Origin of the sequence: Agromyces mariniharenae (assembly GCF_008122505.1) — a bacterium.
Classification (GTDB): domain Bacteria; phylum Actinomycetota; class Actinomycetes; order Actinomycetales; family Microbacteriaceae; genus Agromyces; species Agromyces mariniharenae.
The window spans coordinates 1021933-1048452 of sequence record NZ_VSSB01000002.1; the positions used below are offsets into that span (position 1 = coordinate 1021933).

25 protein-coding genes are annotated in these 26520 nt (G+C 72.2%); 12 read left to right on the forward strand and 13 right to left on the reverse strand.

Annotated features, from left to right (window positions below; all coding sequences use genetic code 11):
- Positions 1–44 precede the first annotated feature (44 nt).
- The 4 genes from FYC51_RS18065 (at position 45) to FYC51_RS18075 (ending at position 2705) form a co-directional block, all read left to right on the forward strand.
- The gene (locus FYC51_RS18065; RefSeq protein ID WP_148735132.1) at positions 45–935 is read left to right on the forward strand and encodes a major capsid protein; all 891 of its coding nucleotides are present in this window, start codon (positions 45–47) and stop codon (positions 933–935) included.
- Between the two features lie 104 nt (positions 936–1039).
- Positions 1040–1204: a hypothetical protein gene (locus FYC51_RS19365; protein WP_187432718.1), complete on the forward strand. Its 165-nt coding sequence runs from the start codon at positions 1040–1042 to the stop codon at positions 1202–1204.
- A 345-nt stretch (positions 1205–1549) separates the two neighbouring features.
- Positions 1550–2296, forward strand: a complete 747-nt coding sequence (locus FYC51_RS18070) for a hypothetical protein (protein ID WP_148735133.1) — start codon at positions 1550–1552, stop codon at positions 2294–2296.
- A gap of 91 nt (positions 2297–2387) precedes the next feature.
- Positions 2388–2705: a hypothetical protein gene (locus tag FYC51_RS18075; RefSeq protein ID WP_148735134.1), complete on the forward strand. Its 318-nt coding sequence runs from the start codon at positions 2388–2390 to the stop codon at positions 2703–2705.
- A gap of 720 nt (positions 2706–3425) precedes the next feature.
- Here FYC51_RS18075 and FYC51_RS18080 read toward each other — a convergent pair.
- From FYC51_RS18080 to FYC51_RS18095, 4 genes are all read right to left on the reverse strand, one after another.
- Positions 3426–3626, reverse strand: coding sequence for a hypothetical protein (locus FYC51_RS18080; protein WP_148735135.1), 201 nt, complete (start codon positions 3624–3626; stop codon positions 3426–3428).
- On the reverse strand, positions 3623–4045 hold the full coding sequence (locus FYC51_RS18085; RefSeq protein ID WP_148735136.1) for a hypothetical protein: 423 nt from the start codon (positions 4043–4045) through the stop codon (positions 3623–3625). The genes FYC51_RS18080 and FYC51_RS18085 overlap by 4 nt, the downstream gene beginning before the upstream one ends.
- Positions 4046–4049: 4 nt before the next feature.
- Positions 4050–4310, reverse strand: coding sequence for a hypothetical protein (locus tag FYC51_RS18090; RefSeq protein ID WP_148735137.1), 261 nt, complete (start codon positions 4308–4310; stop codon positions 4050–4052).
- Between the two features lie 217 nt (positions 4311–4527).
- Positions 4528–5289 carry a hypothetical protein gene (locus FYC51_RS18095; RefSeq protein WP_148735138.1) on the reverse strand — a complete coding sequence of 254 codons (762 nt, stop codon included), beginning with the start codon at positions 5287–5289 and terminating at the stop codon, positions 4528–4530.
- Between the two features lie 407 nt (positions 5290–5696).
- Between FYC51_RS18095 and FYC51_RS18100 the strand changes: the two genes are divergently transcribed.
- The 3 genes from FYC51_RS18100 to FYC51_RS18110 all read left to right on the forward strand — a co-directional run bounded on the left by FYC51_RS18100 (position 5697) and on the right by FYC51_RS18110 (position 6766).
- Positions 5697–5930, forward strand: a complete 234-nt coding sequence (locus FYC51_RS18100; protein ID WP_148735139.1) for a hypothetical protein — start codon at positions 5697–5699, stop codon at positions 5928–5930.
- A 28-nt stretch (positions 5931–5958) separates the two neighbouring features.
- Positions 5959–6276 carry a hypothetical protein gene (locus FYC51_RS18105; protein ID WP_148735140.1) on the forward strand — a complete coding sequence of 106 codons (318 nt, stop codon included), beginning with the start codon at positions 5959–5961 and terminating at the stop codon, positions 6274–6276.
- Positions 6277–6364: 88 nt separating this feature from the next.
- Positions 6365–6766: a hypothetical protein gene (locus FYC51_RS18110; protein ID WP_187432719.1), complete on the forward strand. Its 402-nt coding sequence runs from the start codon at positions 6365–6367 to the stop codon at positions 6764–6766.
- Between the two features lie 65 nt (positions 6767–6831).
- Here FYC51_RS18110 and lepA read toward each other — a convergent pair whose 3' ends face one another.
- Positions 6832–8691 carry a translation elongation factor 4 gene (gene lepA / locus FYC51_RS18115; protein ID WP_148735142.1) on the reverse strand — a complete coding sequence of 620 codons (1860 nt, stop codon included), beginning with the start codon at positions 8689–8691 and terminating at the stop codon, positions 6832–6834.
- Positions 8692–8843: 152 nt separating this feature from the next.
- Between lepA and FYC51_RS18120 the strand changes: the two genes are divergently transcribed.
- The 5 genes from FYC51_RS18120 to rpsT all read left to right on the forward strand — a co-directional run bounded on the left by FYC51_RS18120 (position 8844) and on the right by rpsT (position 12860).
- Positions 8844–10067 carry a sensor histidine kinase gene (locus FYC51_RS18120; RefSeq protein ID WP_148735143.1) on the forward strand — a complete coding sequence of 408 codons (1224 nt, stop codon included), beginning with the start codon at positions 8844–8846 and terminating at the stop codon, positions 10065–10067.
- Positions 10064–10687, forward strand: coding sequence for a response regulator (locus tag FYC51_RS18125; protein WP_148735144.1), 624 nt, complete (start codon positions 10064–10066; stop codon positions 10685–10687). The genes FYC51_RS18120 and FYC51_RS18125 overlap by 4 nt, the downstream gene beginning before the upstream one ends.
- 3 nt (positions 10688–10690) lie before the next feature.
- Positions 10691–11527 (forward strand): alpha/beta fold hydrolase, encoded by an 837-nt coding sequence (locus FYC51_RS18130; RefSeq protein ID WP_148735145.1) that lies wholly within the window; start codon positions 10691–10693, stop codon positions 11525–11527.
- Between the two features lie 70 nt (positions 11528–11597).
- The gene (locus tag FYC51_RS18135; RefSeq protein WP_148735146.1) at positions 11598–12434 is read left to right on the forward strand and encodes a VOC family protein; all 837 of its coding nucleotides are present in this window, start codon (positions 11598–11600) and stop codon (positions 12432–12434) included.
- 165 nt (positions 12435–12599) lie between these two features.
- Entirely contained in the window at positions 12600–12860 is a 261-nt protein-coding gene (gene rpsT / locus FYC51_RS18140; protein ID WP_129191694.1) for a 30S ribosomal protein S20, read from the forward strand.
- 102 nt (positions 12861–12962) lie between these two features.
- On the opposite strand, the gene holA is transcribed toward rpsT, so the two are convergent.
- The 8 genes from holA to cydD all read right to left on the reverse strand — a co-directional run bounded on the left by holA (position 12963) and on the right by cydD (position 26517).
- A complete protein-coding gene (gene holA / locus FYC51_RS18145) occupies positions 12963–14021 on the reverse strand; it encodes a DNA polymerase III subunit delta (protein ID WP_148735147.1) in 1059 nt (352 codons plus the stop codon).
- Positions 14022–14044: 23 nt separating this feature from the next.
- A complete protein-coding gene (locus FYC51_RS18150) occupies positions 14045–16375 on the reverse strand; it encodes a ComEC/Rec2 family competence protein (RefSeq protein ID WP_148735148.1) in 2331 nt (776 codons plus the stop codon).
- Positions 16376–17065: a ComEA family DNA-binding protein gene (locus FYC51_RS18155; RefSeq protein ID WP_148735149.1), complete on the reverse strand. Its 690-nt coding sequence runs from the start codon at positions 17063–17065 to the stop codon at positions 16376–16378. It lies immediately after the preceding gene.
- Between the two features lie 122 nt (positions 17066–17187).
- A complete protein-coding gene (leuS, locus tag FYC51_RS18160; protein ID WP_148735150.1) occupies positions 17188–19761 on the reverse strand; it encodes a leucine--tRNA ligase in 2574 nt (857 codons plus the stop codon).
- Positions 19762–19908: 147 nt separating this feature from the next.
- A complete protein-coding gene (gene pabB, locus FYC51_RS18165) occupies positions 19909–21330 on the reverse strand; it encodes an aminodeoxychorismate synthase component I (RefSeq protein ID WP_148735151.1) in 1422 nt (473 codons plus the stop codon).
- 107 nt (positions 21331–21437) lie between these two features.
- Positions 21438–22976 (reverse strand): M20/M25/M40 family metallo-hydrolase, encoded by a 1539-nt coding sequence (locus tag FYC51_RS18170; RefSeq protein ID WP_148735152.1) that lies wholly within the window; start codon positions 22974–22976, stop codon positions 21438–21440.
- A 165-nt stretch (positions 22977–23141) separates the two neighbouring features.
- On the reverse strand, positions 23142–24860 hold the full coding sequence (gene cydC, locus FYC51_RS18175; RefSeq protein WP_148735153.1) for a thiol reductant ABC exporter subunit CydC: 1719 nt from the start codon (positions 24858–24860) through the stop codon (positions 23142–23144).
- The gene (cydD, locus tag FYC51_RS18180; protein WP_148735154.1) at positions 24853–26517 is read right to left on the reverse strand and encodes a thiol reductant ABC exporter subunit CydD; all 1665 of its coding nucleotides are present in this window, start codon (positions 26515–26517) and stop codon (positions 24853–24855) included. The genes cydC and cydD overlap by 8 nt, the downstream gene beginning before the upstream one ends.
- Positions 26518–26520 lie beyond the last annotated feature (3 nt).

Below are 26520 nucleotides of genomic sequence, written 5' to 3' on the forward strand. Positions count from 1 at the left end.
GAGGGGCTCCTTCCCAACCCAACCCCTAACCCAAGGAGCAACCCATGCCCAACAACATCCTTACTGCCGATCAGGTCGCCGAGATCGGCGCGAAGCTCGTCGGCGGCGACCTCGGAATCTCGAAGCTCTTCAGCCGGGACGTCGAAGCCGACTTCGGCGGCGGCACCGGCGACACGATCCGCGTCCGCATCCCCGGCGCTGTCCCGTCGCGTGAGCGCGCCGCGAACGACGTCAGCACGGCCCTCGCGGTCGACACGATCTCGGAGCAGAGCGTCCCGGTCACCCTCGACACGCTCGCCTACTCGAACGTCGCGCTCTCCGTGGCAGACACCGAGCTGAACATGATGGACTTCGGCAAGCAGGTGATCTACCCGCAGACCCGCGCGATCACTCGTAAGGTCGAGTCGGAGGCCGCCGCCGCGCTGGTCGCGACCCCGGCGACCGCCCTCACCTACGCCAGCGCGACTCCGGCGAAGCTCTTCACCGCGATCCGGAAGACCCTCCGCGACCGTGGCGTCGACGCCGAGTCGAAGATCGTCGCGGTCGTCGGTAGCTCGGTGTACGCGGACCTCCTCGACGGCCCGGCGGGTACGTGGGACGCGACCGGCTCGACCGTCCGCGGGATCGAGATCCACGAGTCGAGCCGCATCGCGGCCGATAACGTGATCGCCTTCACCCGCGAGGCCTTCTCCCTCGTGGTCCGCGCTCCCGAGCCCCCGGCGGGCGCGCCCTACGCGGCATCGATCCGCGCCGAGGGTGACTCGCCCTTCGCGCTGACGCACATTCAGGCCTTCGACGTCGCGACCGGCTCCGACCGCTCGATCGTCGAGGCGCTCGTCGCCGTCGTCCCGATGCCTCAGGCGAAGGACAACGAAGACGGAACCGTGACCCTCGTCCCGCATGGCAACGCTGTGCGCGTGGACACCGCGGCCTAGGCCTAACGGCCCTCTCGGCGGGTCGCCCCTCTTCCCTCTCGGGCGGAGCGGGCGGCCCGCCTCTCTCTGTCCCTCTCCCCGTGACGTTTCTCTAGGAGGCCCTCATGCCCGCGCCCGTCGTGATCTCCTGCGGCTTCTGCCGCTTCCCGTTCACCGCCGCGAACGCCTACGCCGTCGCCTGCGGCGCTACGTGCCGCCGACGCCTCTTCCGCGCCCGCGAGCGCGCCGCCCGCCTCGCTCTCGCGGCGGCCTTCTTCGACCGCGTGTAAACGCCCTGGCCTCCCTCGGAGTGACGAACGGTGACGATCGGTGACGGAACCGTCACCGCCCAACTTCCGCGTCATTCCGGGCCTCGCGGCCTCTCGGCGGCCCAGCAGTGACGAAACGCCACGAATCCCCTTAGTAGCCCTAGATGGGTCTTCTCAGTGGTCTAGTCGCGTGCCGGCTCGGGCCCGCCGCCCCCTAAATCTCCGACGGCCTCGCGTCGTCGGCTCCCTCGCGCCGGGATTGATCCCCCGCGCGCGTCTGTGTGGATGGGAGGCCCCGTCACGCTTCAGCGTGGCGGGGTTCACCGCACAGACGACACCCCATCCCACACCCCCTCTGGAGCCCTCATGCCCGCAACCTCGCCCACCCCCGACCGCGCCGCTCGCGCCCGCGCCCGACGCGCCGCCGACCTCGCCGACCGTGAGGCGGCCACCCTCGACGTTCTGGAGTGGATCCTCCCGGCCTACGCCGCCCATAGGATCCGCCGGATCGCCTTCTCGGCGCTCTGGAAGGACCTACAGACGGTCCCCGGCATCCTCGGCCGGGACGGCCTGTATCGCCTCCTGTCGACTCTCGACGGCGCTCGCCTCGACGGCGACCTGATCGTCCGGATCGCCGATCACGAGCGTACCGCCCGCCGCTCGCTCGTCCTCCGCCGCCGCCTTACCGCGTGGGAAGATCAGCGCCCCTACCTCCGGGACTTCCGCTTCCGCGGCGGTCACCCTCCCCGCCCGATCTCGTATCGCGCCGCTCACGCCCGCGTCCGCGCCGAGCGCGGCCCTGCATCCGCTCAGTGGTGCGACGGCTGCGGCGAGCGGGCCGAAGAGTGGGCCTACACCGGCTCGTCCCTCGACGAGCAGGTCGGCCCGCCGTACCGCGGCGCGGAGGACTTCGCCCTCTGGAGCCCCTACCCCGCCGACTACGCGCCGATGTGCCGCCGCTGTCATCACGAGCTCGACGCTTCCGGCGTCCTCTGGGGCGACGCCCCGCTCCCTCCGCGCCGCCCGGTCGGTCCGGTCGTCGACTTCGCCGAGCTCCCCGCTGACGCGCCCGCATGGCTGCGCGCCATGGCCCCGGAGGCCGCCGACCGATGACCGAATTCCTCGCCCGCGTCGAGGCGACGCTCGACGCCTACCTCGCCGCCCACCCTCGCCCGTTCCCTCCCGTTACCGAAAGGCCCGCCCGATGACTCTCCGCCTGTCCGCCCTCGTGAAGGCTGCTGCCGACGCGCCGACCCTCCCGAGGTCGGTCGACGCGCTCGACGCCGACACCCGCGCCCGCCTCGACGCCTTCGCTGCCCGTGAGTCCCTCACCATCGACGCCGCCCGAACCGAGCTCCGCGCCGCCGCCCGAGTCGAGGAGGCCGTCTCGACTTCGCTCCGGCGTCGCCGTCTCGGCCTCGTCGGCGAGCTGTCGATCGAGCCAGAGCTCGACGCCGCGACGGATGCTGTCGTCGCCTCGGTCCTCGACGCTCGTACCGCCGCGAACGGGGTCCGCGCGTGAGCAACAACCGCAAGCGCCAGATGCTCCGGACCGCTGGAGCTGACCGCCTCCGCGAGAGCCTCTCGTCCGGCGTCCCGCCGTCCGCTGACGCTGCCGTCCCGTCGTCCCGAGAGGCCCGTCGGGCCGCCGAGCGGGAAGCCCGCCGGGACGCTCGTCGGGACGCCGCGTCGTCCGCTGTCCCGTCCCTCGCGGACCTCGCGGCCCGTCTCGACGGCGACCGCTGACCCGTCCCGTCCCGCTGTCCCACCGCCCCACCCCGAAAGGACCCTCCGATGACCCTCGATCTCTCCGCCGTCCCGCCGTCCCAGCGCGTCCATGTCGGGCGCCGGGCAAAGCAGCTCCTCGCCTATGCTGACCCGCAGACCGCGAGGCGTGCGCCCGCGAAGCTCCGACACAACCTGACCCGCGACGCCTTCCTCGGCCTGACCGTCGCTGAGCGCGAGGCCCATATCCGCGCCCGCGTTCCGGCCATGGCGCTCGCCGAGCTCGCCGAGCGCCGCGACCGCCGCGCCGCCGAGCAGGCCGCCGCCGCAGAGCCGCCCGCCGCGCCTCGCGGCCCTCGGAAGTTCCGTCCCGGTGCGCTCTTCGCGATCTCCGACGCCTCTGGCGAGTGGGCCCCGATCGCCGTCGTCCGGCGCGAGGAGTCCGCGGCCCACGCTGCGAAGGCCGAGGCTCGTCGTCGCCGTCGCGCGTGGCTCGCGGAGCGTCGCGCGGCCTGGCCTAAACTCCGAGCTCGTCGACGACCGCCTCTAGCGCCTTCCACTCCCGACGGAATGCCCAGATGATCGCGACGAGCTCGGGGCCCGGCGCTCCGGCCTCCTGCGCGGCGAGCAGCGTCGCGTAGCAGGCGTGCGCGCTCGACTCGTGGAGCGTCTCGCCCGGCGCGTCCACGATCGCCCGGCGGATCTCCTCCGGCGTCATTTCCTGCCGAGGCCGGGCAGGCCGCCCCTGAGTGCCCGGATGCTTCGGCGGGGCTTGCGCTTGCCTTTCGCCTTCTGGCCCTCCTTGCACCATCGCCCATCGGCGCGCTGGTGAGCGTAGAGCTCCCCGTCTCCGCTCACGCCGACGACGAGTCCACACGCGGGGCACGCCTGATGCTCGGCAGGCTTCTTCGGCCGATCCTTCTTCGTCGGCGGAGGTACGGCGGAAGTCTCCTTCGGCGTCTCGGCCGCCTTCTTCTCGCGCGGCGGCGTGGGGGCCTTGCTCCCGCCGGGAGAGCTCGCCGTCTTCGTGAACGAACAGCGGAGGCCTCCCCGGCCGGTGTGCTCGTCGACGTAGCCCTCGGCTAGCACCCGGACACGCGCGCCGCACACCGGGCATGCGATGGTGATCGGCGGCACCTGATTACCCGTTCTCGATCGCGACGAACAGCGCGAGGACAGCTATCGCGGTGCTGATTACAGAGAGCACAGTCCCGACGACCGACAGCCAGAATGAGTTGCGTGCGAGTCGGTTCGCCGCGACGGTAGCGCGATCCCGCGAGCGACGGTCGAGCTCGTCGAGGTAGTAGTTCACTCCGACCTGAGTCGACTTCGCTACGTGATCGTGCTCGGCGACGAGCTCGTCGTCTGTCATTCCGCGGAGTCTCTCGATCGAGTAGCCCATTCCCTCACGATATCGGCGGTGTCTGACGCCGGAGGGGTGGGGAGGTACCCCCCTCCCCACCGCGGCCTTCCCTGTCGGAGAGGCATAGCGCCTTCCAACCGGTACGTATCGCTTCCGTTTGTGGGCGCGTGAGCACAGGCCGCCTCGTCGGCGCTCCGTCGTGGCCCCAAGCCCGCTGATCGCGCCTCGCACCCGGGTCGATAAAGCGTGCCGGCCTCTAGCTGACTTCGGGGATCGGCTCCTTCGGCCCGGTGTAGTCGTGAAGGTCAGCGGGGGTCGTCACCTTGTGGAAGCGTGCCGCTGACTGCCCGGCGGGCACGAGGCCAACTCGATAACCCCTCTTGGCCACCCCCACCCAATCGAAATCCCTGAGCTCGCCCTCCCAGACTTCAACTTTTCGCCACTTCGGCTTCCGCGAGGTCCACACTTCGAGAGTGAAGGTGAGCCGCTGAACGACGGGCTTTTCCCAACGACTCCAAAACAGAAACCGCTTGTCGATACTGGACTTCGGAAGCACGATGAACGGCGTTCCCGGCCCGCGACGCGCCTCAAGAGACGGACGGCGCGGCCCCGATCCGAGCTCAGTCTCCGTATCGAGCTCCCAGTTCAGCTCCCAGATCTCGTGCGCGTCCGGAATCGGAAGGCCCGGATAATCAACTCTTACCCGAAGCCCCCGAATCACGACCGCCCGCGCACCGGTGTTCGCGATGGTTACCGGGATAGCGAGATCCGGGACGATCCAGCCTGAACCGGATGGTCCGCCGTCATTTCGAAAGCGGGAAACGGAGAGGCTCGCGATTCCCGGTGCCCAGATCAACTTTCCGCGGGAGAAATGAGTCCGCCACATGGCGATGCCTGAAATGACCGCGGCGAACACGGCCACTACGAAGGCGGCCACGGCGAGGGGGTCGATTTCGCTCGATCCCCGTTCCCCATCAGCAGGCCGCAGAACGACTGTCAGCACTTCGTAGAGATACATCTCGCCTCCCTGTCGAGATGCTAGCGGCGAACGCCGTGCTGATCTCTCACCCGAACAGATCGCCGCCTCATCAATTCTGTGCGGATTGTTGGTTGCCTTTCGGCCTCTGGGTCCTCCCATGAGGCGGTCCGGGGTCTTTCGCCTTCTACGGGGCGCTGAGCGCTTCGCGGCAGAAGCTGGAGCGTGTAAACGCCCTGGCCTCCCCCTGAGTGACGAAGGGTGGCGATCGGTGACGGAACCGTCACCGCCCAACATCCGCGTCGTTCCGGGCCTCGTGGACCCGTGGCGGCGTACCAGTGACGAAACGCCCCGAATCCCCCTAGTAGCCCCTAGATGGGTCTTCTCAGTGGTCTCGTCGCGTGCGGTGCCGTCCCGCCGACGTCGGCGGCCGGTGCGATGCTCGCCCCGTGAGCAACACCCGCCCGCCGCTCGCCTCCGTCGCGATCCGGTTCACGACCGCCGACGGCCGCGAGCTCGTGCTCGACTTCGACGCCCGCCCGAGCTCGCCGATTCACGTCGCTCGCGGCGAGCTCGATCTCGTCGACGCGGGGACGCGCGAAACGCTCCTCGTCGGCGTCTGGCGGGCGCTCGCATGGGAGGCGCACGCCCGCGAGTCGGCTACCGACCGCGGCGACGGCTAGCTAAGGACGTGTCGGGTACGGTTGCCGAGTGGCAAGAGACGCGCAACCGGCACCGTCCATCCGCGACGCATTCATCGCACTGCTCTTCGTCGGCGTCGCCATGTGGGCTCAATTCGTAGCGTGGTCAGTCTTCGACGAGGCTGGCGGCGACTGGATGCATTTCGTCGGCGGCGGCGGGCGGAGTCCGGCCGTCCCGATGTGGGTCATCTTCGGAATGGACTGGGCACTGACCCTCTTCAGCGCCGCCGTCGTCGTCGCATACGTCTGGTCGGTCGTGCGATATGTACGCGAGACCCGGCTACGCGACGACGCTCGCGAGGCTGCGCCCGTTTCCCCTGTCGACTAGCTATTCTTGCGGGTATCGCGCTTCTCGGTCTCGGCAGAGATTGCGGCGAACGGCCGTGTCAGCGCACTTCTCCACGATGATTGAGGCCATGACCGACGCCTGCCCAGCCATCGGCATTCGACTCGCCTTCACGACCACCGAGGCAGGAGGACGGCGCACCCCGTTGCTCGGCGGAAATTCGACCGATGTGCGGATGCAGTACCGTCCGAACTGGGGACTTCCGGGCTGGCCGGATGGCGACCAGACCGGCGCTCCGGTTCTCGGATTCAGCACGTCCAATATCCGCCCGGGCGACACAACCGACGCCATCATCATTCCGCTGTTCGCCGACAACGTCCCGCAGTGGTGGGACGTCGCGCCGGACGATGTGCTGCGGATGTACGAAGGATCGCGTGTCTGCGGAGTCGCCACCGTCCTCTGGGTCGACCGAACCACGCTGAAGCTCAGTGAGGCAGAGGCGGAGCGGCTCCTCAAGCGGCTGAGCGCCTAGAGGCCCGAAGGCCTGCTATTTCAAGCAACGCCGCGCGCCGACTTGCCGTCACATCCGTCCACGGACTACTTCTTGTTGGTATCGCGCTTCTCGGTCTCGCCCGAGAGCGCGGCGATGAACGCCTCCTGGGGCACCTCCACGCGGCCGACCATCTTCATGCGCTTCTTGCCCTCCTTCTGCTTCTCGAGGAGCTTGCGCTTGCGGGTGATGTCGCCGCCGTAGCACTTCGCCAGCACGTCCTTGCGCATCGCGCGGATCGACTCGCGGGCGATGATGCGCGCGCCGATCGCCGCCTGGATCGGCACCTCGAACTGCTGCCGCGGGATGAGCTCGCGCAGGCGACCGGTCATCAGCACGCCGTAGGCGTAGGCCTTGTCGCGGTGCACGATGGCGCTGAACGCGTCGACCTGCTCGCCCTGGAGCAGGATGTCGACCTTCACGAGGTCGGCGGCCTGCTCGCCCGAGGGCTCGTAGTCGAGGCTCGCGTAGCCGGCCGTCTTGGACTTCAGCTGGTCGAAGAAGTCGAACACGATCTCGCCGAGCGGGATGTCGTAGCGGATCTCGACTCGGTCCTCGCCGAGGTACTCCATGCCGAGGAGGCTGCCGCGACGCGACTGGCAGAGCTCCATGATCGTGCCGACGTAGTCCTTCGGCGCGAGGATGGCCGCCTTCACCATGGGCTCGCGGACCTCGGCGATCTTGCCGCCGGTCGGGAACTCGCTGGGGTTCGTGACCGTGACGGTCTTCTTGTCTTCGGTGGTCACCTCGTAGACCACCGACGGCGCCGTGTTGATGATGTCGAGCCCGAACTCGCGACGCAGGCGCTCGGTGACGATCTCGAGGTGCAGGAGGCCGAGGAACCCGGCGCGGAAGCCGAAGCCGAGGGCCACCGACGTCTCGGGCTCGTAGACGAGCGCGGCATCCGACAGCTTGAGCTTGTCGAGCGCCTCGCGGAGCTCGGGGTAGTCGCTGCCGTCGATCGGGTAGAGCCCCGAGAACACCATCGGCAGCGGCTCGGTGTAGCCCGACAGCGGCTCGGTCGCGGACTTGACCGCCGTCGTCACCGTGTCGCCCACCTTCGACTGGCGCACGTCCTTCACGCCGGTGATGAGGTAGCCGACCTCGCCGACGCCGAGGCCCTTCGTGGGGGTCGGCTCGGGCGCGCTCACGCCGATCTCGAGGATCTCGTGGGTCGCCTTCGTCGACATCATCTGGATGCGCTCACGCGGGTTGAGCTTGCCGTCGACCATGCGCACGTAGGTGACGACGCCGCGGTAGCTGTCGTAGACGGAGTCGAAGATCATCGCGCGGGCCGGGGCATCCGCATCGCCGACCGGCGCCGGGATGCGCTCGACGACGCGGTCGAGCAGGTCCTCGACGCCCATGCCGGTCTTGCCCGAGACGCGGAGCACGTCGTCGGGCGACCCGCCGATGAGGTCGGCGAGCTCCTTCGCGTACTTCTCGGGCTCGGCGGCCGGCAGGTCGATCTTGTTGAGCACGGGGATGATCTCGAGGTCGTTCTCGAGCGCGAGGTAGAGGTTCGCGAGCGTCTGCGCCTCGATGCCCTGCGCGGCATCGACGAGCAGGATCGCGCCCTCGCACGCCGCCAGCGAGCGCGAGACCTCGTAGCTGAAGTCGACGTGACCGGGGGTGTCGATCATGTTCAGCGCGTACGACGTGTCGCCGAGCTGCCACGGCATGCGCACGGCCTGGCTCTTGATGGTGATGCCGCGCTCGCGCTCGATGTCCATGCGGTCGAGGTACTGCGCGCGCATGTCGCGGTCGGACACGATGCCCGTGATCTGCAGCATGCGGTCGGCGAGCGTCGACTTGCCGTGGTCGATGTGCGCGATGATGCAGAAGTTGCGGATCAGCGCGGGATCGGTGGCGGCGGGCACCGGCGGGTCGGAGGCTCTCGGAGACATCCCGACGATTCTCCCATGACTCGGAGCGCCGATCTCCCGCGCTCGACGGCTCGCGCTCCCCGAGGTCGAGCGAACAGTGCTGCGTCACCGCCCGAGTGGTCCCACTTTCGACGGATGCCGCCCGCAGGCGCCGGGATTACGCTCGAAGCACCATGACCGTGATCGACGTGCCCGACGCGCGCGTGGCGCCATCCGCCCTGCGCCCGGTGTTCCTGACGCTCCGGCTCGGACTGCACCTGCTCGTCGCGGGCCTCACGCTGTTCGTGGTCGTCCGGGCGCTGCTCGACGACGCGCCCGCCGAGGTCCCCGTCACCGTCCTCGCGATCGCCTTCCTCGCGTGGTACGCCGCGGGCGTCGCCGCCGCGCACCGGCACTTCCCGACGTGGGCGCGGGTCGCCTGGCTCGTGGCCCTGCTCGCGCTGTGGGTCGCGATGTCGGCCCTGACGCCGGATGCCGCGTTCCTCGCGTTCCCCCTCTTCTTCATCGAGCTGCACGTGCTGCCGGCGGCCGTCGCGGTGCCGCTCGTGGTCGTCACGTTCGGGATCTCCGTCTGGGGCGCGGCGACCCACCTGGGGCTCGCGGTCGGCACGATCCTCGGCCCGCTCATCAGCGCGGGCGTCGCGATCGTGATCGGGCTCGGCTACCGAGCCATGTCCCAGGAGACCCGCGACCGGCAGGCGCTCATCCTGGACCTGCTCGCCACCCGCGAGGAGCTCGCCGCCGCGAGCCGCGAGGCCGGCACCCTCGCCGAGCGCGAGCGCATCGCCCGCGAGATCCACGACACCGTCGCGCAGGGCCTCTCCAGCATCCAGATGCTGCTGCACGCCGCCGAGCGCGACGTCGTCGACGAGCCGACGCGCGAGAAGCTCCGCCTCGCCCGCGAGACCGCGGCCGAGAACCTGGGCGAGACTCGCCGGTTCATCCGCGAGCTCACCCCGCGCTCGCTCGACGAGCAGACCCTGCCCGCCGCGCTGCGGCGCCTCACCGACGCGGTGAACGAGCAGGCCGAGCAGTCGGGGTCGGCGACGCGCGTGAGCTTCCGGACGAGCGGCGAGCCCACGCTGCTTCCGATGGCGGTGGACGCGACGCTCCTGCGAATCGCGCAGGGGGCGCTCGCCAACGTGCTCCGCCACGCCGACGCCGGCCGCGCCGAGCTCACGCTGAGCTACCTGGGCGACGAGGTCGCGCTCGACGTCGTCGACGACGGCGTGGGCTTCGACCCGGCGGCCGCGCAACGGGAGGAGGTCGACGGCGTCGCGTTCGGTCTCCGGGCGATGCGCCAGCGGGCCGAACGCCAGGGCGGGTCGATCGAGCTCGAGTCGGCGCCCGGCGAGGGCACCGCGGTATCGGTGCGCATCCCGGTGGGGGCGGCATGATCCGGCTGCTGCTCGGCGACGACCATCCGGTGGTCCGGGCGGGCATCCGAGCGATGCTCGAGTCGGAGGCCGACCTCGAGGTGGTCGGCGAGGCGGCGACGGCCGAGGACGCGGTGCGGCTCGCCGCGGCATCCGACGTCGACCTCGTGCTCATGGACCTGCAGTTCCCCGGCGCGATGCAGGGCGCCGAGGCGACCCGGCGCATCCGCTCGCACGAGGGCGCGCCGCGCGTGCTCGTGCTCACGAACTACGACACCGACGCCGACATCCTCGGCGCCATCGAGGCGGGCGCGAGCGGCTACCTGCTCAAGGACGCCCCGCCCGGCGAGCTCGTCGCCGCCGTCCGCGCCGCGGCGACGGGCGAGTCCGCGCTCGCACCCGCCGTCTCGTCGCGCCTGCGCGCCTCGCGGGAGGCGGCCGACAGCCTCACCGCTCGCGAGGCGGAGGTGCTCACACTGGTCGCGGAGGGCCGCTCCAACCGCGACATCGGGCGCACGCTCTTCCTCAGCGAGGCGACCGTGAAGTCGCACCTTGTCCACATCTTCACGAAGCTCGGCGTCGGCTCGCGCACGGCCGCGGTCGCGCGGGCCCGCGAGCTCGGGGCGATCAGGGCGGGCTGACGGATGCCGCGCGCCCACGTCGTGCTCGTGCACGGACTCCGCACCTCGGCGACGATGTGGCGGCGTCAGGTGGCGGCCTTCGCGCATCACGGCATCGACGCGGTCGCGGTGGACCTGCCCGGCCACGGCACGCGCATGGGCGAGCCGTTCTCGGTCGAGGCGGCGATGCGGGTGATCGACGAGGCGTTCCCGGCGGATTCCGAATCCGACTCAGGCTCCGGGTTCGACTCGGGCTCCGACGCCGTCGCGCCCGGGTCGGGCCGCACGCCGCGGCTGCTCGTGGGGCTCAGCCTCGGCGGCTACCTCGGAATCGAGTACGCGGCGACGCATCCGGGCCGGATCGACGGCCTCGTCGCCGCGTCGTGCGGCACTCGACCCCGCGGCGCCGGGCTCGCGGGCTACCGGCGGCTCGCGGACGCCATCGGCCGGCTGCCCGACCGCGGACGGGCGCTCAACGACCTCATGGTGCGCGTCTTCCTCCCGCGCGAGAGCGTCGCCGACGTGCTCGCGGGCGGCGTGGCGCTCGACGTCATGGAACCGGTGCTCACCGCCGTCGCCGCGCTCGACCCCGAGGACGCGCTGGCCCGCATCGACGTGCCGGTCTGGCTCGTCAACGGCCGCTTCGATCACTTCCGCATCGAGGAGCGGCGGATGCTGCGGGCCACCCGCGACGGACGCCTCGTCGTCGTGCCCGGCGCGACCCACCTCGTGAGCCTCGCCCGTCCCGAGGAGTTCACCGCGGCGGTGCTCGGCGCGGTCGCCGAGCTCGAACGGCGCGCGTCGGTGTCGCGCCGGCGGACGGCGGCGGCCGGGGAGCGTCCCGCGGCGACGGCCGGATGACGCGCGGACGCCACCACCCCTTGCGGCGAGCGGGCGGTTGGACGAGGGTCGTGCACGACGAGGTGATCCCATGCACGAGACGAGGACGTATCCCGAGGGCGTGCCCTCCTGGATCGATATCGAGCAGCCCGACCTCCCGGCGGCCATGGCGTTCTACGGCGGGCTGTTCGGCTGGAGCTTCGAGTCCGCCGAGGGACCCCACGGCGACACGGCCTACGTCGTGGCCCGGCACGACGGCCGGGAGGCCGCCGGGCTGGCGGCGCACGTCGTGTCGCCCGATGCCCCGCCTGCCTGGAACATGTACGTCGCCGTGGCCAACGTCGAGGCCGCAGCTCGGCGGATCGTCGAGGCCGGCGGCGCGATCACGACGGGGCCGGTCGAGGCGGGGAAGGCCGGCCGAGCAGCCCTGGCGACCGATTCCGCCGGCGCCGCGTTCCGGCTCTGGCAGGCCGGCACGCGGGCCGGCGTGCAGGCCGTGAACGAGCCCGGGGCGTGGAACTTCGCCTACCTGCAGACGACGGATGCCGCGGAGCCGGCGTTCTACACGCGCGTGTTCGGCTGGGAGTTCGCCGCCCAGGGCTTCGCGACGCTCATCCGGATGCCGGGATACGGCGACCACCTGGCCGCGACGGTCGATCCCGGCATCCGCGAACGACAGGCGAGCGTCGCCACGCCGCAGGGGTTCGAGGACGCGATCGCCTGGCTCGACCCGCTGCCCGTCGACGCGCCGTCTCGATGGCACATGAGCTTCACGGTGGCGGACCGCGACGACACCGCCGCCATCGCCGAGCGCCTGAGCGGACAGGTGGTGTCGTCGATCGACACCGAGTGGACGCACGACGCCGTCATCCGCGACCCGCAGGGCGGCCTGTTCACCGCCAGCCAGTTCGTCCCGCCCGATCGCTGAGGGCCCCGAGGCATCCGGCGCCGCTCGCTTTGGTGCCGTCGTGGGCGAACTGGTATCGTTGTCTGTTGGCTTGCGTGTGGGTCCCACCCCGCACGAGACGCCGCGTCGGCCCCTCTACCGCGCGCGGCACATCCGGTACCCGCACTCGAACGAAAGAACACCCACGTGGCAAACATCAAGTCGCAGATCAAGCGCATCCGCACCAACCGCAAGGCCGAGGAGCGCAACAAGGCCGTCAAGAGCGAGCTGAAGACCGTCGTCCGCGCCGCCCGCGAGGCGATCGCCGCCGGCGACAAGGAGAAGGCCACCGCCGCTGTGCGCGTCGCGTCGCGCAAGCTCGACAAGGCCGTCTCCAAGGGCGTGATCCACCAGAACCAGGCCGCGAACCGCAAGTCGGCGATCGCGAAGCAGGCCGCCGCGCTCTGACGCACCAGGCTCTTGACGAAGGCCCCGCACGTCGTGCGGGGCCTTCGTCGTTGCCGGGGCGATGCCGGCAGGAGGCCGGCTTGTCGGAGGGGCCTGTGCGGCTCAGGCGAGATCGCGACCGCGCGCGGAGATGACGCCGATGAGGCGTTCGAGCGCGAACACGGGATCGCGCTCGGCGCCCTTCACCGCGGCATCCGCTGCCGCCAATGAGCTGATGGCGCGCTGGAGGCCCTCGTCGGTCCAGCCGGCGAGGTCGCGACGGGCCCGGTCGACCTGCCACGGCGCCAGGCCGAGCGAGGACGCGACCTGGGGTCCGCCGCCGCGCACGCCCGAGACGCGCGCCATCGTGCGCACCTTCATCGCGAACGCGGCCACGATCGGCACGGGGTCGGCGCCGCTGTCGAGCGCGTGTCGGAGGGCGATCAGCGCCTCGCCGTGACGGCCGGCGATGGCGGCGTCGGCGACCGCGAACGCGTTCGTCTCGACGCGGCCGCCGTAGTAGCGCGCCACGACCTGCTCGGTGATCTCGCCCGGGGCATCCGCGATCAGCTGCCGGCACGCGGCCGACAGCTCGCCGAGGTCGTCGCTGAACGCGGCGACGAGCGACCGGAGGGCCCGCGCGTTGATGCTGCGCCCGGCCGCGCGGAACTCGGCCACGACGAAGTCCTGCTTCTCGGTCTCGCGCCTCAGCTCGGCGCACACGATCTCGATGCCGCCGCCGGTGCCGGCCCGGATGGCGTCGAGGAGCTTCTTGCCGCGCTGCCCGCCGGCGTGGCGGAGCACGAGGGTCGTGGACTCCGCGGTCTGCTCGAGGTAGTCGAGCGCGTCGAGGAGGAAATCGTCGCTCGCGCGTTCGACGGCGCCGACGCGGATGAGGCGCGGCTCGCCGAAGAGCGACGGGCTCGCGAGCGTGAGGAGTTCTCCGCGGCGGTAGCCGTCGGCCTCGAGGTCGCTCACCTCGAGCGACGGATCCTCGGAGCGCAGGAAGTCGCGGAGCATGCCGCCGGCGCGCTCGGCGAGCACCCCCTCGGGACCGGAGATGAGCACCACCGGAGCGGGCCGCACCTCGTTCCATGCGAGCTGCGGAATGGCGACCCTGGTGCGCGCCGCCGCGCCGGATCGCGCCGCGCCCGACCTCGCCGTACCTGATCGTGCCGCCACCGCACCTCCCGTTCCGCTCAAGTCTACGAGCGGGCACCGACGCCGCTGCGCTCGCACCAGAGGCCGAACTCGCCGTCGCCGTCGGCGGTGAGCGTGCAGGTTCCCGAGCGATCGGTGCGCACGACCGTCGTCCGCGACGCCGCGAGCAGCTCGAGCAGCTGCGCCGTCGGATGCCCGTACCCGTTGTCGGCACCGACGCCGATGAGCCCGACCGTGGCGGCGAGCTCCTGGTAGATGCGCTCGCTCTGGTCTGCGGAGCCGTGATGCGCGACCTTCACGACGTCGGCGCGGCCCAACTCGGTCGACCGCAGCAGTCCCGCCTGCGCTTCCTCGCCGAGGTCGCCGAGGAAGACGGCGCGGTAGCCGGATGCCTCGAGGTCGAGCACGACGCTGGCATCGTTGCCCGGCGCAGCATCGGGTCTCGGCCACGCGATCCGCCACGACGCGTCGCCGAGCGTGCCGCGATCGCCGGCGACGACCTCAACGGATTCGGCGCCGGCGTCGCCGAGCGGCCCGAGGACGCGGTCGGAGCGGTCCCCGTCGAGCGGACCGTGCAGCACGGTGTCGACGCGGCCGATCACTGCCTCGGCACCGCCGGCATGGTCGGCGTCCCAGTGGGTGATGACGAGCAGGTCGATCCGGGAGATGCCCAGCAGTCCGAGGCAGCGGTCGAGGGCGGCGGGATCGGGCCCCGTGTCGATGAGGGCGGTCGCCTCGTCGACACGCACGAGCATCGCGTCGCCCTGCCCCACCTCGCAGGCCGCGAGGTCCCAGTCGCCGGGCCGCGTCGCGCCGACCACGAGCGGTCCGCCGGCGGAGATCCCGACGGGCACCGCCAGGACGACCGCGAGCACCACGCCGGCCCAGGCCCTCGTGCGGGATCTGGTGGCGAAGACGAGCACCAAGACGAGGGCAGTGCACGCCGCGAGCAGGAGCGCCCCCGGGGCATCCGGCAGCCACACCAGCCGCCCGCCCGGGAGCGAGGACGCGCCGTGGGCGACGAGCGCGATCCACGTGGCCGGCAGCCAGGCCACCTGCACGAGGGCGGCGCCCACGGCGGGCAGTACGGGGAGCACGAGGCAGGCGACGAGCCCCACGACGGTACCGACCGGGGCGGCAGGAGCCGCCAGCAGGTTCGCAGGCACCCCGTAGAGCGCGATGGCCGGGTCGAGCAGCACGAGGATCGGCTGGCAGGCGAGCTGTGCTGCGAGCGGCACCGCCAGCCCGACGGCGAGCGGCACGGGCATCACCCGCGCGAGGCGTCCGGCGAGCGGGCCGGCCAGCAGGATCAACCCCGCGGTGGCCGCCGCCGAGAGGGCGAACCCGTAGTCGCGGGCGAGCCATGGATCGAAGGCGAGAAGGCCGATGACGGCGACCGCGAGGGCGGCGACTCCCCCGCCCGGACGCCCGGACGCGATGGCGACGAGGACCGCCACGGCCATCGCGCCGGCGCGAACGACGCTCGGCTGCGGTGTGACGAGCACGATGAACCCCGCCAGGGCGATCAGCGCCGCAGCCACACGCACCGACCGGCGGGCGCCGCACAGCGCCGCGAGCCCGAACGCGGCCGCGGTGACGATCGCGCAGTTCGCGCCCGACACGGCCGTCAGGTGGCTCAACGAGCTCGCGCGCATCGCCTCGTCGAGCTCGGCGCCGACGGCGGTCGTGTCGCCGATGGAGAGGCCGGGCACGAGAGCGGCGCCGTCGCCGTCGAGGCCGGTCGCGGCATCCGCGAGATCGGCGCGTGGGACCACTGCCCACGCGAGCCAGGCCGGCGGCGGGCCCTGGATCACGGCCTCGCCCTCGGGCCGGAGGCGGAAGGCGCTCTGCTCGGCGCCCGGGAGCGCAGCGACGCGAGCGGTCATGGCGATGCGGACGCCCAGGGAGAGCTCACGCGCCGGCGGGTCGAGCGTGGTCGTGACGGGGACCGGCGTCACCGTCCGTCCGTCGACCGCCACCACCTGCGCGTCGACCCGCAGCGACGGTGGCTCGCCGGCCTGCGCCCACATGGCGCGCATCGGCCGAGGCGCCGCGACCACCTCGATCACCACGTTCGCGCTCGTGTGCGCCGCGGCGATCGCCGTGAGCGGCGAGTCCGCCCGCCGATCGAGCTGGACGGCTGCCGATGAGGCGGCGAGCCCCGCTGCGGCGAGCACGACCAACCCGATCGCCGCGACCATGATGACCCGCCGGCACCGGCGCCCGACGACGACCGTGGCGAGCAGCGCGGCGGCGGCGGCCCAGATCGATCCCGCGACGATCGCTGGATCGAGACCGGCATCGGATGCCGCGACGGCGCACCAGGCGGTGACCCACGTCGCAACCGCGGGCAGCAGCAGGCGGAGGTCGCCCACTCAGGGTGCGACCCGGTCGGCGAGTCCCGAGAAGACCGCGTCGCCGATGCCGGCCACCTCGAGCAGCTGGTCGACGCTCGTGAACGGCCCGTTCGCCTCGCGCCAGTCGATGATGCGCTGCGCGAGCGCCGGACCGATGCGCGGCAGCGTGTCGAGCGCGGCCAGGTCGGCCGTGTTGAGGTGCACCTTGCCGTCGCCGGCACCCTGCACGGAAACGCCGGTGACGCCGACGCCGGCGGCGCCCGACCCCGGAGGCGGCGCCTGCCCCATGGCGAGCACGACGAGCTGCTCGCCGTCGACCACCGGGCGCGCGAGGTTCACGCCCGCCGGATCGGCGTCGGCCGTGAACCCGCCGGCCGCAGCCACGGCGTCGACGACGCGCGCGCCGGGCGCCAACTCGACGAGGCCGGGCGCGGCGACGGCCCCCAGCACGTGCACGAGCAGCGGCGCGACGTCGGCGCCGGTCGCGACCTCGGCGCCGCCGGCTGAAGCACCACGCTCCTCCGACGCCGGGAGGATCGAGCCCTGTGCGCCGCCGCCGCTGGACGCGACCGACAGCAACGCGGCGATCGCCACGGCGGCCACGAACAGCACCACGGCCGCGCCCACCGCGATGCGCACGCGCGGCGCCGCCCGTCGCGCTCGCGGGTCGAGCGCGCCGAGCGGATCGTCGCCAGGGGTCGGGGGCATACCCGCAGGCTAGGCCGCGACGACGCACCGACCAGGCGATGAAGGGAGCGACGCCGACCGCCCAGCCGCCCACGCGGCCTGTCGAGGACGGGTCAGCGACGGGTCACCGACGCGTCGGGTCCTCAGCGACGCGTGGCGATGTTGACGAGTCGCGGCGCGCGCACGATGACGTTCGCGATCTCCTTCTCGCCGATCGCGCGCGCCACGCCGACGGATCCGCGGGCGAGCGCCTCGAGCTCCTCGCCCGAGATCTTCGGCGAGACCTCGAGGCGGTCGCGGACCTTGCCGTCGACCTGCACGATCGCGGTCACCGACTCCTCGACGAGCAGCGCGGGGTCGGCCCTGCGCCAGGGCACGAGCGCGACGCTCGGCTGGTAGCCGAGCCGCTCCCACATGTCCTCCGCCGTGTACGGGGCGAAGAGGTCGAGGATCATCGCCGTGACCTCCGCGGCCTCGCGCACCGCGGCATCCGCGGCACCCGGACCCGAGTCGATCGCCTTGCGCGTCGCGTTGACGAGCTCCATGAGGCGCGCCACGACGACGTTGAACTTGAACGCCTCGACGAGGGCCGGGGCATCCGCCAGCAGCCGGTGCGTCATGCGGCGCAGCGTGACGTCGCCCGTCTTCCACTCGACGTCGGGGCTGGAGGTGACCTCGCCCGAGATGCGCCAGGCGCGCGCGAGGAACTTCGCCGCGCCGACGGGCGAGACGTCCGCCCAGTCGATGTCGTCTTCGGGGGGCCCCGCGAACGCGAGCGTCACGCGCAGCGCGTCGGCGCCGTGCCGGCCCAGCTCGCTCGCGAACTCGACCAGGTTGCCCTTCGACTTCGACATCTTCGCGCCGTCCATGATCACCATGCCCTGGTTGAGCAGGGAGGTGAACGGCTCGGTGAAGCTCAGGTAGCCGAGGTCGAAGAGCACCTTCGTGATGAATCGCGAGTACAGCAGGTGCAGGATGGCGTGCTCGACGCCGCCGACGTACTGGTCGACGGGCAGCCACTTCTCGGCCTGGGCGACATCGAACGCCTGCGTGTCGTCGTTCGGGCTGAGGTACCGCAGGTAGTACCAGGAGCTGTCGACGAACGTGTCCATGGTGTCGGAGTCGCGCCGCGCCGCGCCGCCGCAGTTCGGGCATGCGACGTTCGCCCAGTCGTCGGCCGCGCCGAGCGGGCTCGCGCCCTTCGGCTTCAGGTCGAGCCCCGCGGCATCGGGCAGCCGCACCGGCAGGTCCTGCTCGGGCACGGGCACCTCGCCGCACTCCTCGCAGTGGATGATCGGGATCGGCGTGCCCCAGTAGCGCTGCCGCGAGATGAGCCAGTCGCGCAGGCGGAAGTTCTTCGCGGCGCGCCCGGTGCCGCGCTGCTCGAGCACCTCGATGATGCGGCGGATCGCGTTCGACTTCGAGAGTCCGTCGAGGGGGCCCGAGTTGATGAGGCGGCCCTCGCCCGGGAGAGCGACGCCCGTTGCGGCGGGGTCGAGCTCGGGGAGGTCCTCGGGCAGGATCGGCTCGCCCTCGTCGTCGAGCTGGATCACCGGGATCACGCCCGTGACGGGCGCATTCGTGTCGACGACCACGCGCACGGGCAGGTCGAACGCGCGCGCGAAGTCGAGGTCGCGCTGGTCGTGGGCGGGCACGGCCATGATCGCGCCGTGGCCGTAGTCGGCCAGCACGTAGTCGGCGGCCCAGATCGGCAGCCGCTCGCCGTTCACGGGGTTCTCGGCGTAGCGCTCGAGGAACACGCCGGTCTTCGGTCGCTCGGTCGAGAGGCGGTCGATGTCGCTCTCGGCGCGCACCGAGGCGAGGTAGTCCTGGAACCGGGCCTGCACCTCCGCGGATGCCCCGGCCGCGAGCTCGGCCGCGATCTCGGAGTCGGGCGCCACGACCATGAAGGTCGCGCCGTAGAGCGTGTCGGGGCGCGTGGTGAACACCGTGACGGGCTCGTCGCGGCCTTCGATGCGGAACTCGACGTCGGCGCCCGCGGAGCGGCCGATCCAGTTGCGCTGCATCGTGACGACCTTCGACGGCCATGAGCCCTCGAGCTGGTTCAGGTCGTCGAGCAGGCGGTCGGCGTAGTCGGTGACGCGGAAGTACCACTGGGTCAGGGACTTCTTCGTGACCACGGCGCCGCAGCGCTCGCAGTGGCCGTCGACGACCTGCTCGTTCGCGAGCACGGTCTGGTCGACCGGGCACCAGTTCACGAGGCCCGCCTTGCGATAGGCGATGCCCTTCTCGTAGAGCTTCAGGAACAGCCACTGGTTCCAGCGGTAGTACTCGGGGTCGCTCGTGTGCAGCTCGCGGGTCCAGTCGAACGACGGCGCGTAGAGGCGGAACGAGCGCTTCTGCTGCTCGATGTTGTCGTACGTCCAGCCGCGCGGGTCGATGCCGCGCTTGATGGCGGCGTTCTCGGCGGGCAGGCCGAAGGAGTCCCAGCCGACCGGGTGCAGCACGTCGAAGCCCTGGTGGCGCCAGTAGCGGGCCACGGTGTCGCCGTAGCCGAACGCCTCGGCATGGCCCATGTGCAGGTCGCCCGACGGGTACGGGAACATGTCGAGGATGTACTTGCGCGGCTTCGTCTCACCCGGACGGCCGGCGACGAACGGTGCGAGCTCGTCCCACACGGGAAGCCACTTCGCCTGCAGGGCTGCGAAGTCGTACGCGCCGGCGTCGGCGTTGGCCTGGTCCTGATCGTGTGCCACGTGACTCTCAATCGTGTGTCGCTGCGGTGGGGGGATCCGCACATCTCCGGGCGCGCCGGAACCCGGCACGCACTCGGGAATCCAGCCTACTCACTCGGAGGGCGCCGTCGCCCGCGTTCGCCACGGGCCGACCGGCGGTCGAGCCGCTCAGTCCGTGACGGATGCCGCGCCGAGCACCGCGAGGAGGGCGCGCGCCTTGACGCGCGTCTCCTCGATCTCCTCCTCGGCCACCGACAGGGCGGTGATGCCGCCGCCCGTGCCGATGCTCGCGCCCGCCGGCGTGAGCACGATCGAGCGGATGACCATCGCGAGGTCGGCGCTGCCGTCGACGCCGAGGTAGCCGAACGCACCCGAGTACACGCCTCGGGGCCCCTCCTCGAGCTCGTGCAGGATCGTCATGGCGCTCCGCTTCGGCGCACCGGTCATCGACCCGGCCGGGAACGCCGACTGCACCACGTCGAGCACGGTGAGCGGATGCCGGATGCGAGCGCGCACGGTCGACACGAGTTGGTGCACGTGGGCGTACTCCTCGACCTCGAGCAGGCTCGGCACGGTGACGGTCCCGAGCTCCGCGATGCGCCCGAGGTCGTTGCGCATGAGATCCACGATCATGAGGTTCTCGGCGCGCTCCTTGTCGCTCTCGAGGAGCTCCCGGCGCAGCCGCTCGTCGAGGTCGGGGTCGGTTCCGCGGGGGCGGGTGCCCTTCATGGGCTTGGTGGACACGACGCCGTCGCGGTCGACGTGCAGGAACTGCTCGGGCGACGCGCTCAGCAGCGCGACGTCGCCGAACCGCACGTACCCGCCGTGATGGGTCGGGCTCGAGGCGCGCAGCGCAAGGTACGCGGCCGCCGGATCGGGCCGCACGTCGACGTCGACGCGGTTCGTGAGGCAGAGCTGGTAGACGTCGCCGCGCACGATCGCGGCCTGGCACTCGGCGATGAGGTGCGCGTAGTGCTCGGGGTCGTGGCGCCAGCGGACGGCCGGCGGCCGGTCCAGCGGCAGCTTCGTCGACGCGACGGGCTCCTCCTCCAGCTCCGCCAGCGCGGCGGCGAACTCCTCCGCCCAGGCCTCGCCGTCGGTGCGGAGGCCGTCCGCGTCGTCCTCGAGCCACACGAGCCGCACCTCCCGGGCGGCGTGGTCGAACACCAGCGCGCGATCGACGAACAGGAACGCGGCATCCGGCGTCTCGGTCGGGGCGATCGGCACGTCGTTGAGGCTCGCGCCGAGCTCGTAGCCGAACCACCCGAACCAGCCGAGCGGGTCGACGTCGCCGGGTGCGTCGACGCGGTCGGCCAACCGCTCCGCGAGCACCTCGAACACGGATGCCGCGAGCGTCTCCTGAGCGTCGTCAGGGCCCTGAGGCGTGCTCGTCGTGACGGTGCCCGACACGATGTCGGCCGTGACGAACCTGCTGCCCGGATGTGCGGCGGCGAGGATGCTCACGCCCGTCGCGGCATCCGTTCCCCCATCGAGCCAGACGACGTGCGTCCCCTCCGCGAACCGGGCCCGGAAGACGAGCTCGGGGTCGCGCCACGCCTCGACCGGGCGGATGCGGATGCGACGCGGCATCCTCCCAGCCTACGGCGCGCCGGCACGCGTCATGGCTCGCGCAACCGCACGAGGAAGGGGCGGTGCGGTCGCCCGCACCGCCCCGCCGGTCGACGGATCGATCGGTCCTAGCGGAGTGCCTGGTGTCCCTTGAACGACGGGTCGAACTGCCCCACGGCCTTGCCCTTGCCGGTGCCGTTGACCGCGGAGGTCGTCTCGGCGAAGACGAGGGTCGAGTGGGCGACGGCGTCGGACATCAGGGCGAGCGTGTCGTCATCGAGGTTGTCGATGTCGTCGCACGCGGCGTGGTAGCACGGGTCGTAGGCGACGCCTGCCGTCCCGCCGAAGGTCGCCGCCTGCTGGGCCGACTTGATGCCCTCGGCGCCCGTGAACAGGCCGCCCGCCGGGATGCCCGCCTCGATGAAGCCGAAGTAGTCGCTGCGGCCGTCGAAGTCGGTCGGCTCCGTCGGCTCGCCCTGCGAGGCGAAGAAGTCGTTGAAGACCCCCTCGATCGTTCCCGAGCCGTTCGGGCCCGAGACGCCGAGCGCGTTCCCGTCGCCGTCGTACACGAAGTTGACGGGGTTCGGCGAGCCGATCATGTCGAAGTTGAGGTTGAGGGCCGTGCCCTTGATCTCCTTCGCCGACAGCTGCGAGACGTAGTGGCTCGACCCGATGAGGCCGTCCTCCTCGCCGCTCCAGAACGCGAACCGCACGCGGTTCTCGGGATCGATGCCGAGTTCGGACATCTGGATCGCCGTCTCGAGGATGGCCGCGGTCCCGGAACCGTTGTCGTTGATGCCGGGTCCCTCGCCGACGGAATCCAGGTGGCCGCCGACGACGACCGTACGGTCGGTGCGGCCAGCGGTGTCGGCCCAGATGTTCTGCGTCGTGACCGGCACCACGGTGATCTGCACGCTGAGGCTCAGGTGCAGGTCGGGGGTGTTCACCCACTCCGCGCCGAGTTCGAACGGCGCGCTGACGACCGGGAGGTTCTCGTCGACGATCGAGCCGAGCGTGCCGCCGAACAGGCCGAACCGGTCGTCACCCGGGACGTCGTTGCCCTGGTTGAACACGATCACGCCGACGGCTCCCGCGTCGAGGGCATTCTGCGCCTTCACGGCGAAGTCGCACGACCCGCGCTGGATGAGCGCGATGTCGCCCGCGGGGAAGGTGCCGAAATCGGTCGCCTCGCAGCCGCTGGTGGAGGCCCGGTCGCCGCCGAGGTTGACGTCCACGGCGGTCACGTGCACGTCAACCAGGTTGCCGCCGCCGGTGAAGTCCATCGGGAAGTAGTCGACGCCGAGCGTGTAGGTGTCGGGGTTCGGCGACACCTGCGACATGGAGGTCCCGGTGAAGTCCGTGCGCTCGTAGCTGAACGACTGGACCTTCGTCGCATAGCCCGCGCCTTCGAGCTGCTGCTTGACGTAGGCGAGTGAGGCCGCGTGGCCGGGCGTGCCGGCCGCACGGTTGCCGCCGTTCGCATCAGCGATCGCCTGGAACGCCGCGAGGTGCGACTTCACGCCATCGAGCGTGACCGCGGTGCGCAACGCCGACGTGTCGGTGACGACAGCGGCCTGGGCGGGGCCGGCGACGGCGAGCGTCGCACAGACGGCTGCCGACGCCGCGATGGCGCCGACACGCAGGGAGTTTCGGGTTCGGTGATCCACAGGTGCTCCTTCGGGTTGAGGGAGGTGCTCGGCACGCGTCGAACGGCGCGTGCCGTTGACGGCGACCGTAGCGCACCACCCGAGCGCGCGGGAAGGCTTTCCCGCCCACCGCGCACGACGCGTGCGCGTGACGCGCGATTCCGCGCGTACGGAGCGATCCGGAGCTCAGGTTCCGCTTCGCACGCCGCCGATCGCCGCCCCCGCCTCGAGCGTGATCGTGCGGTCGACGAGCCCCTCGGGCGCACCCGTGTGGGAGATGAGCACGACGGTGCGACCCGTGCGGCCTGCGGCATCCGCGAGATCACGAAGCAGGGCGTCGGCGCGCGCCGGGTCGACGCTCGCGGTGGGCTCGTCGAGCACGAGCACCGGGAAGTCGGCGAGCATCGCCCGCGCGAGCGCGATGCGCTGGGCCTGGCCGCCCGAGACGAGCGTCCCGCGCTCCCCCACCCGAGCGTCGAGCCCGCCGCGCTGCTCGACCCACTCGCGCAGGCCGACGCGGTCGAGCACGTCGAGGAGGTCGGCGTCGGTCGCGGTGTCGCGGGCGAACAGCAGGTTCTGCCGCACGTCCTCGTCGAACAGCCACGGCCGCTGCTCGACGAGGCCGACGATCCGTCGCACCGCGGCCGACTCGAGCTCGGATGCCTCGACGCCGCCGAGCCGGTACGAGCCCTCGTAGCCGAGGAACCGCACGAGCACGTGCGCGAGCGTCGTCTTGCCCGCCCCCGACTCGCCGCGCACGAGGACGCGTTCACCGGGCGCGATCGCGAGGTCGAGGCCGTCCAGCGCCGCCGGGCGTTCGACGGATGCCGCGTCCTCGTCGGACACCTCCGGCCACCGCGCTCGGATGCCACGGAGCTCGACCGCGGGCGCCGGCTCGACCGCGGGTGGCGGGGCGGGCACCGCCGGCGGCACCGGGATCTCCGCGGGAACCGTGGCCGGCACCGCGTGCGCGACGCGTGCGGCGCTCGTGCGTGCGAGCCGGAGGGCGCTCGTGGCCAGCGGGATCGCCCCGGCGACCTCGGCGATCGCGAGCGGCACCAGGCAGAGGACGGCGAACGTGGGTCCGTCGATGCGGCCGCCCTCGAGCAGCGGCGCCGCCGCGGCCAGGCTCGCGGCCACGGCGAACCCGCCGATCGCCGACGTGAGGGCGGATGCCGCACCCGTCGCGGCGGCGCGGGACCTCGTCGCCCGGGCGAGGCGGGCCCCGATCGCGTCGATCCGGCGCCGTCCGGCCTCGGCGGCGTCGAAGGCGACGAGCACGTCGAGCGCCTGCACGTGCTCGACGATCGCCGCCTGGAGCTCGCCGCGGAGCGGCGCGAGTGTGCGCTCGGCGCGCACGGCGGCGCGGCGCTGCACGAGCAGCGTCAGGCCGATGCCGACCACGAGGCACGCGAGCACGGCGACGGCGGACTCGGGGGCGAGCAGCGCGACGCCCGCGATCGCGAGTGCCAGCACGAGCACGGCGCTGACGAGCGGCTGCACCGCTCGGAGCGCGACGTTCTGCAACTCGTCGACGTCGTCGACGAACCGGGCGAGGAGGTCCCCGCGCCGGCTCGACGCCAGTCCGTCGGGAGCGAGCGGCAGCATCCGCTCGTAGACGCCCGCGCGGATCGCGGCGAGCTGTCGGAAGGATGCATCGTGCCCGACGAGCCGCTCGAGGTACCGGAACACGGCGCGGCCGAGGGCGAACGCGCGCACGCCCACCACGGCGAGCGAGAGGTAGAGCACGGGCGGCTGCTCGGCGGCGCGGGCGATGAGCCACGCCGAGCACGCGAGGAGTGCGACGCTCGACGCGGCCGAGGCGAGGCCGAGGAGCACGGCGAGGGCGAGTCGTCGCGGGGGCGGCACGGCGCTGCGGAGCACGGCGCGGGTGGGATCAGGCATGCACCACCGCCAGGTCGATCGTGCGGTCCGCGGCCTCGGCGAGGGTTGACCGGTGGGTGGTGACGAGCACGACGCGTCCGTCGGCCGCCAGCTCGCGCAGACGCCCGGCGAGGCGGGCCTCGCGCTCGGGGTCCTGCGCCGAGCCCGGCTCGTCGAGGAGCAGGAGTCGCGCGTCCCGCGCGAGCAATCGGTGGATGGCGCGCGCGGTGGCGACGCGCTGCGCCTGCCCGCCCGACAGGCCGCCGCCGCTCGGGCCGAGGCGCTGCTCCGGCGGGAGGTCGACGCCGGCGAGGTCGAGGGCGCGGGCGAGCAGCGCCGGATCGGCGTGCTCGTCGCCCAGCCGCACGTTGTCGGCCACCGTGCCCGCCACGAGCGCCGGGGTCTGGCCCGCCCACGCGATCGATGACCGGTCGCCGGACGCGAGCGTCCGCCCGTCGAGCCGCACCGCGCCGTCCGCACCGGCGAACCCGAGCAGCGCGGCGAAGATGCTCGACTTGCCCGAGCCGCTCTCCCCCGTGATCGCGATGACGTCGCCCGGCCGCGCCTGGAGGTCGAACCCGTCGAGCACGACACGGTCGCCCCGCCGCACGCGCAGGTCGCGGATGACGAGGCCCGCGGCATCCGTGTCAGTGCCGTCGGCGGCCTCAGCCGCCGACACCGCTCGGTCGCCCGCACCTGCGTGTGCACCACGCGCCGCCTGCGCCCCCTCCGCCGCCGCGAGCACGTCGAACGCGTCGGCCGACGCCGTCACGCCCGCCGACGACGAGTGGAACGCCGCGCCGACGTTCCGCAGCGGCAGGAACACCTCGGGCGCGAGCACGAGCACGAAGAGCCCGGGCAGCAGCGTCATGTCGCCCCCGACGAGCCGCAGGCCGATCGAGACGGCGACGAGCGCGACCGAGAGGCTCGCCGCGAGCTCGAGCGTGAACCCCGAGAGGAACGTGATCCGCAGCACCCTCATGGTGCCCCGGCGGTACTCGTCGGTGATGCGGCGAATGCGGGTGGTCTGCCGCTCGGTGCGGCCGAACACGACGAGCGTCGAGAGCCCGCCGACGACCTCGAGGAATCCGCGGGAGAGGGCCGCGAGGCTGTCCCACTGCCGCCGCTGCACCGCTGCCGTCGCCATGCCGATGAGCGCCATGAAGATCGGGATGAGCGGCAGCACGATCACGAGGATGAGCCCCGAGAGCGGGTCGGCGAGCCATGCCGCCACGATGAACGCGGGCGTCGCGATCACGGTGAGCACCAGCTGCGGCAGGTATCGCCCGAAGTACTCGTCGAGCGCGTCGAGCCCCGGGCCGAGCAGCGTCGCGATGCGCGCCGTCGGGAAGCCCGGCACGCCGCCCGGGCGGTCCTCGATCGCGCGCAGCAGGTCGGCGCGCAGCTCCGCCTTCACGCGCGTGGCGCCGGCCGAGCCCACCACGTCCCAGAGCCACGCGGCACCGGCACGAGCGGATGCCGCGACGAGCAGCAGGGCGACGAGCGGCCACGCCTGCGGCATCCGCATGCCGTCGATGAGTCCCGCGACGAGCGACGCGAGCGACCACGCGAACGCGATGACCGCCGCCGCCTGCACGACCGCGAGGGCCGCGCCGGCGACGAGGAACCATCGCGCCGCGTGCGAGCGGCGGACGAGTCGGGGATCGAGCGGCTTCACGGG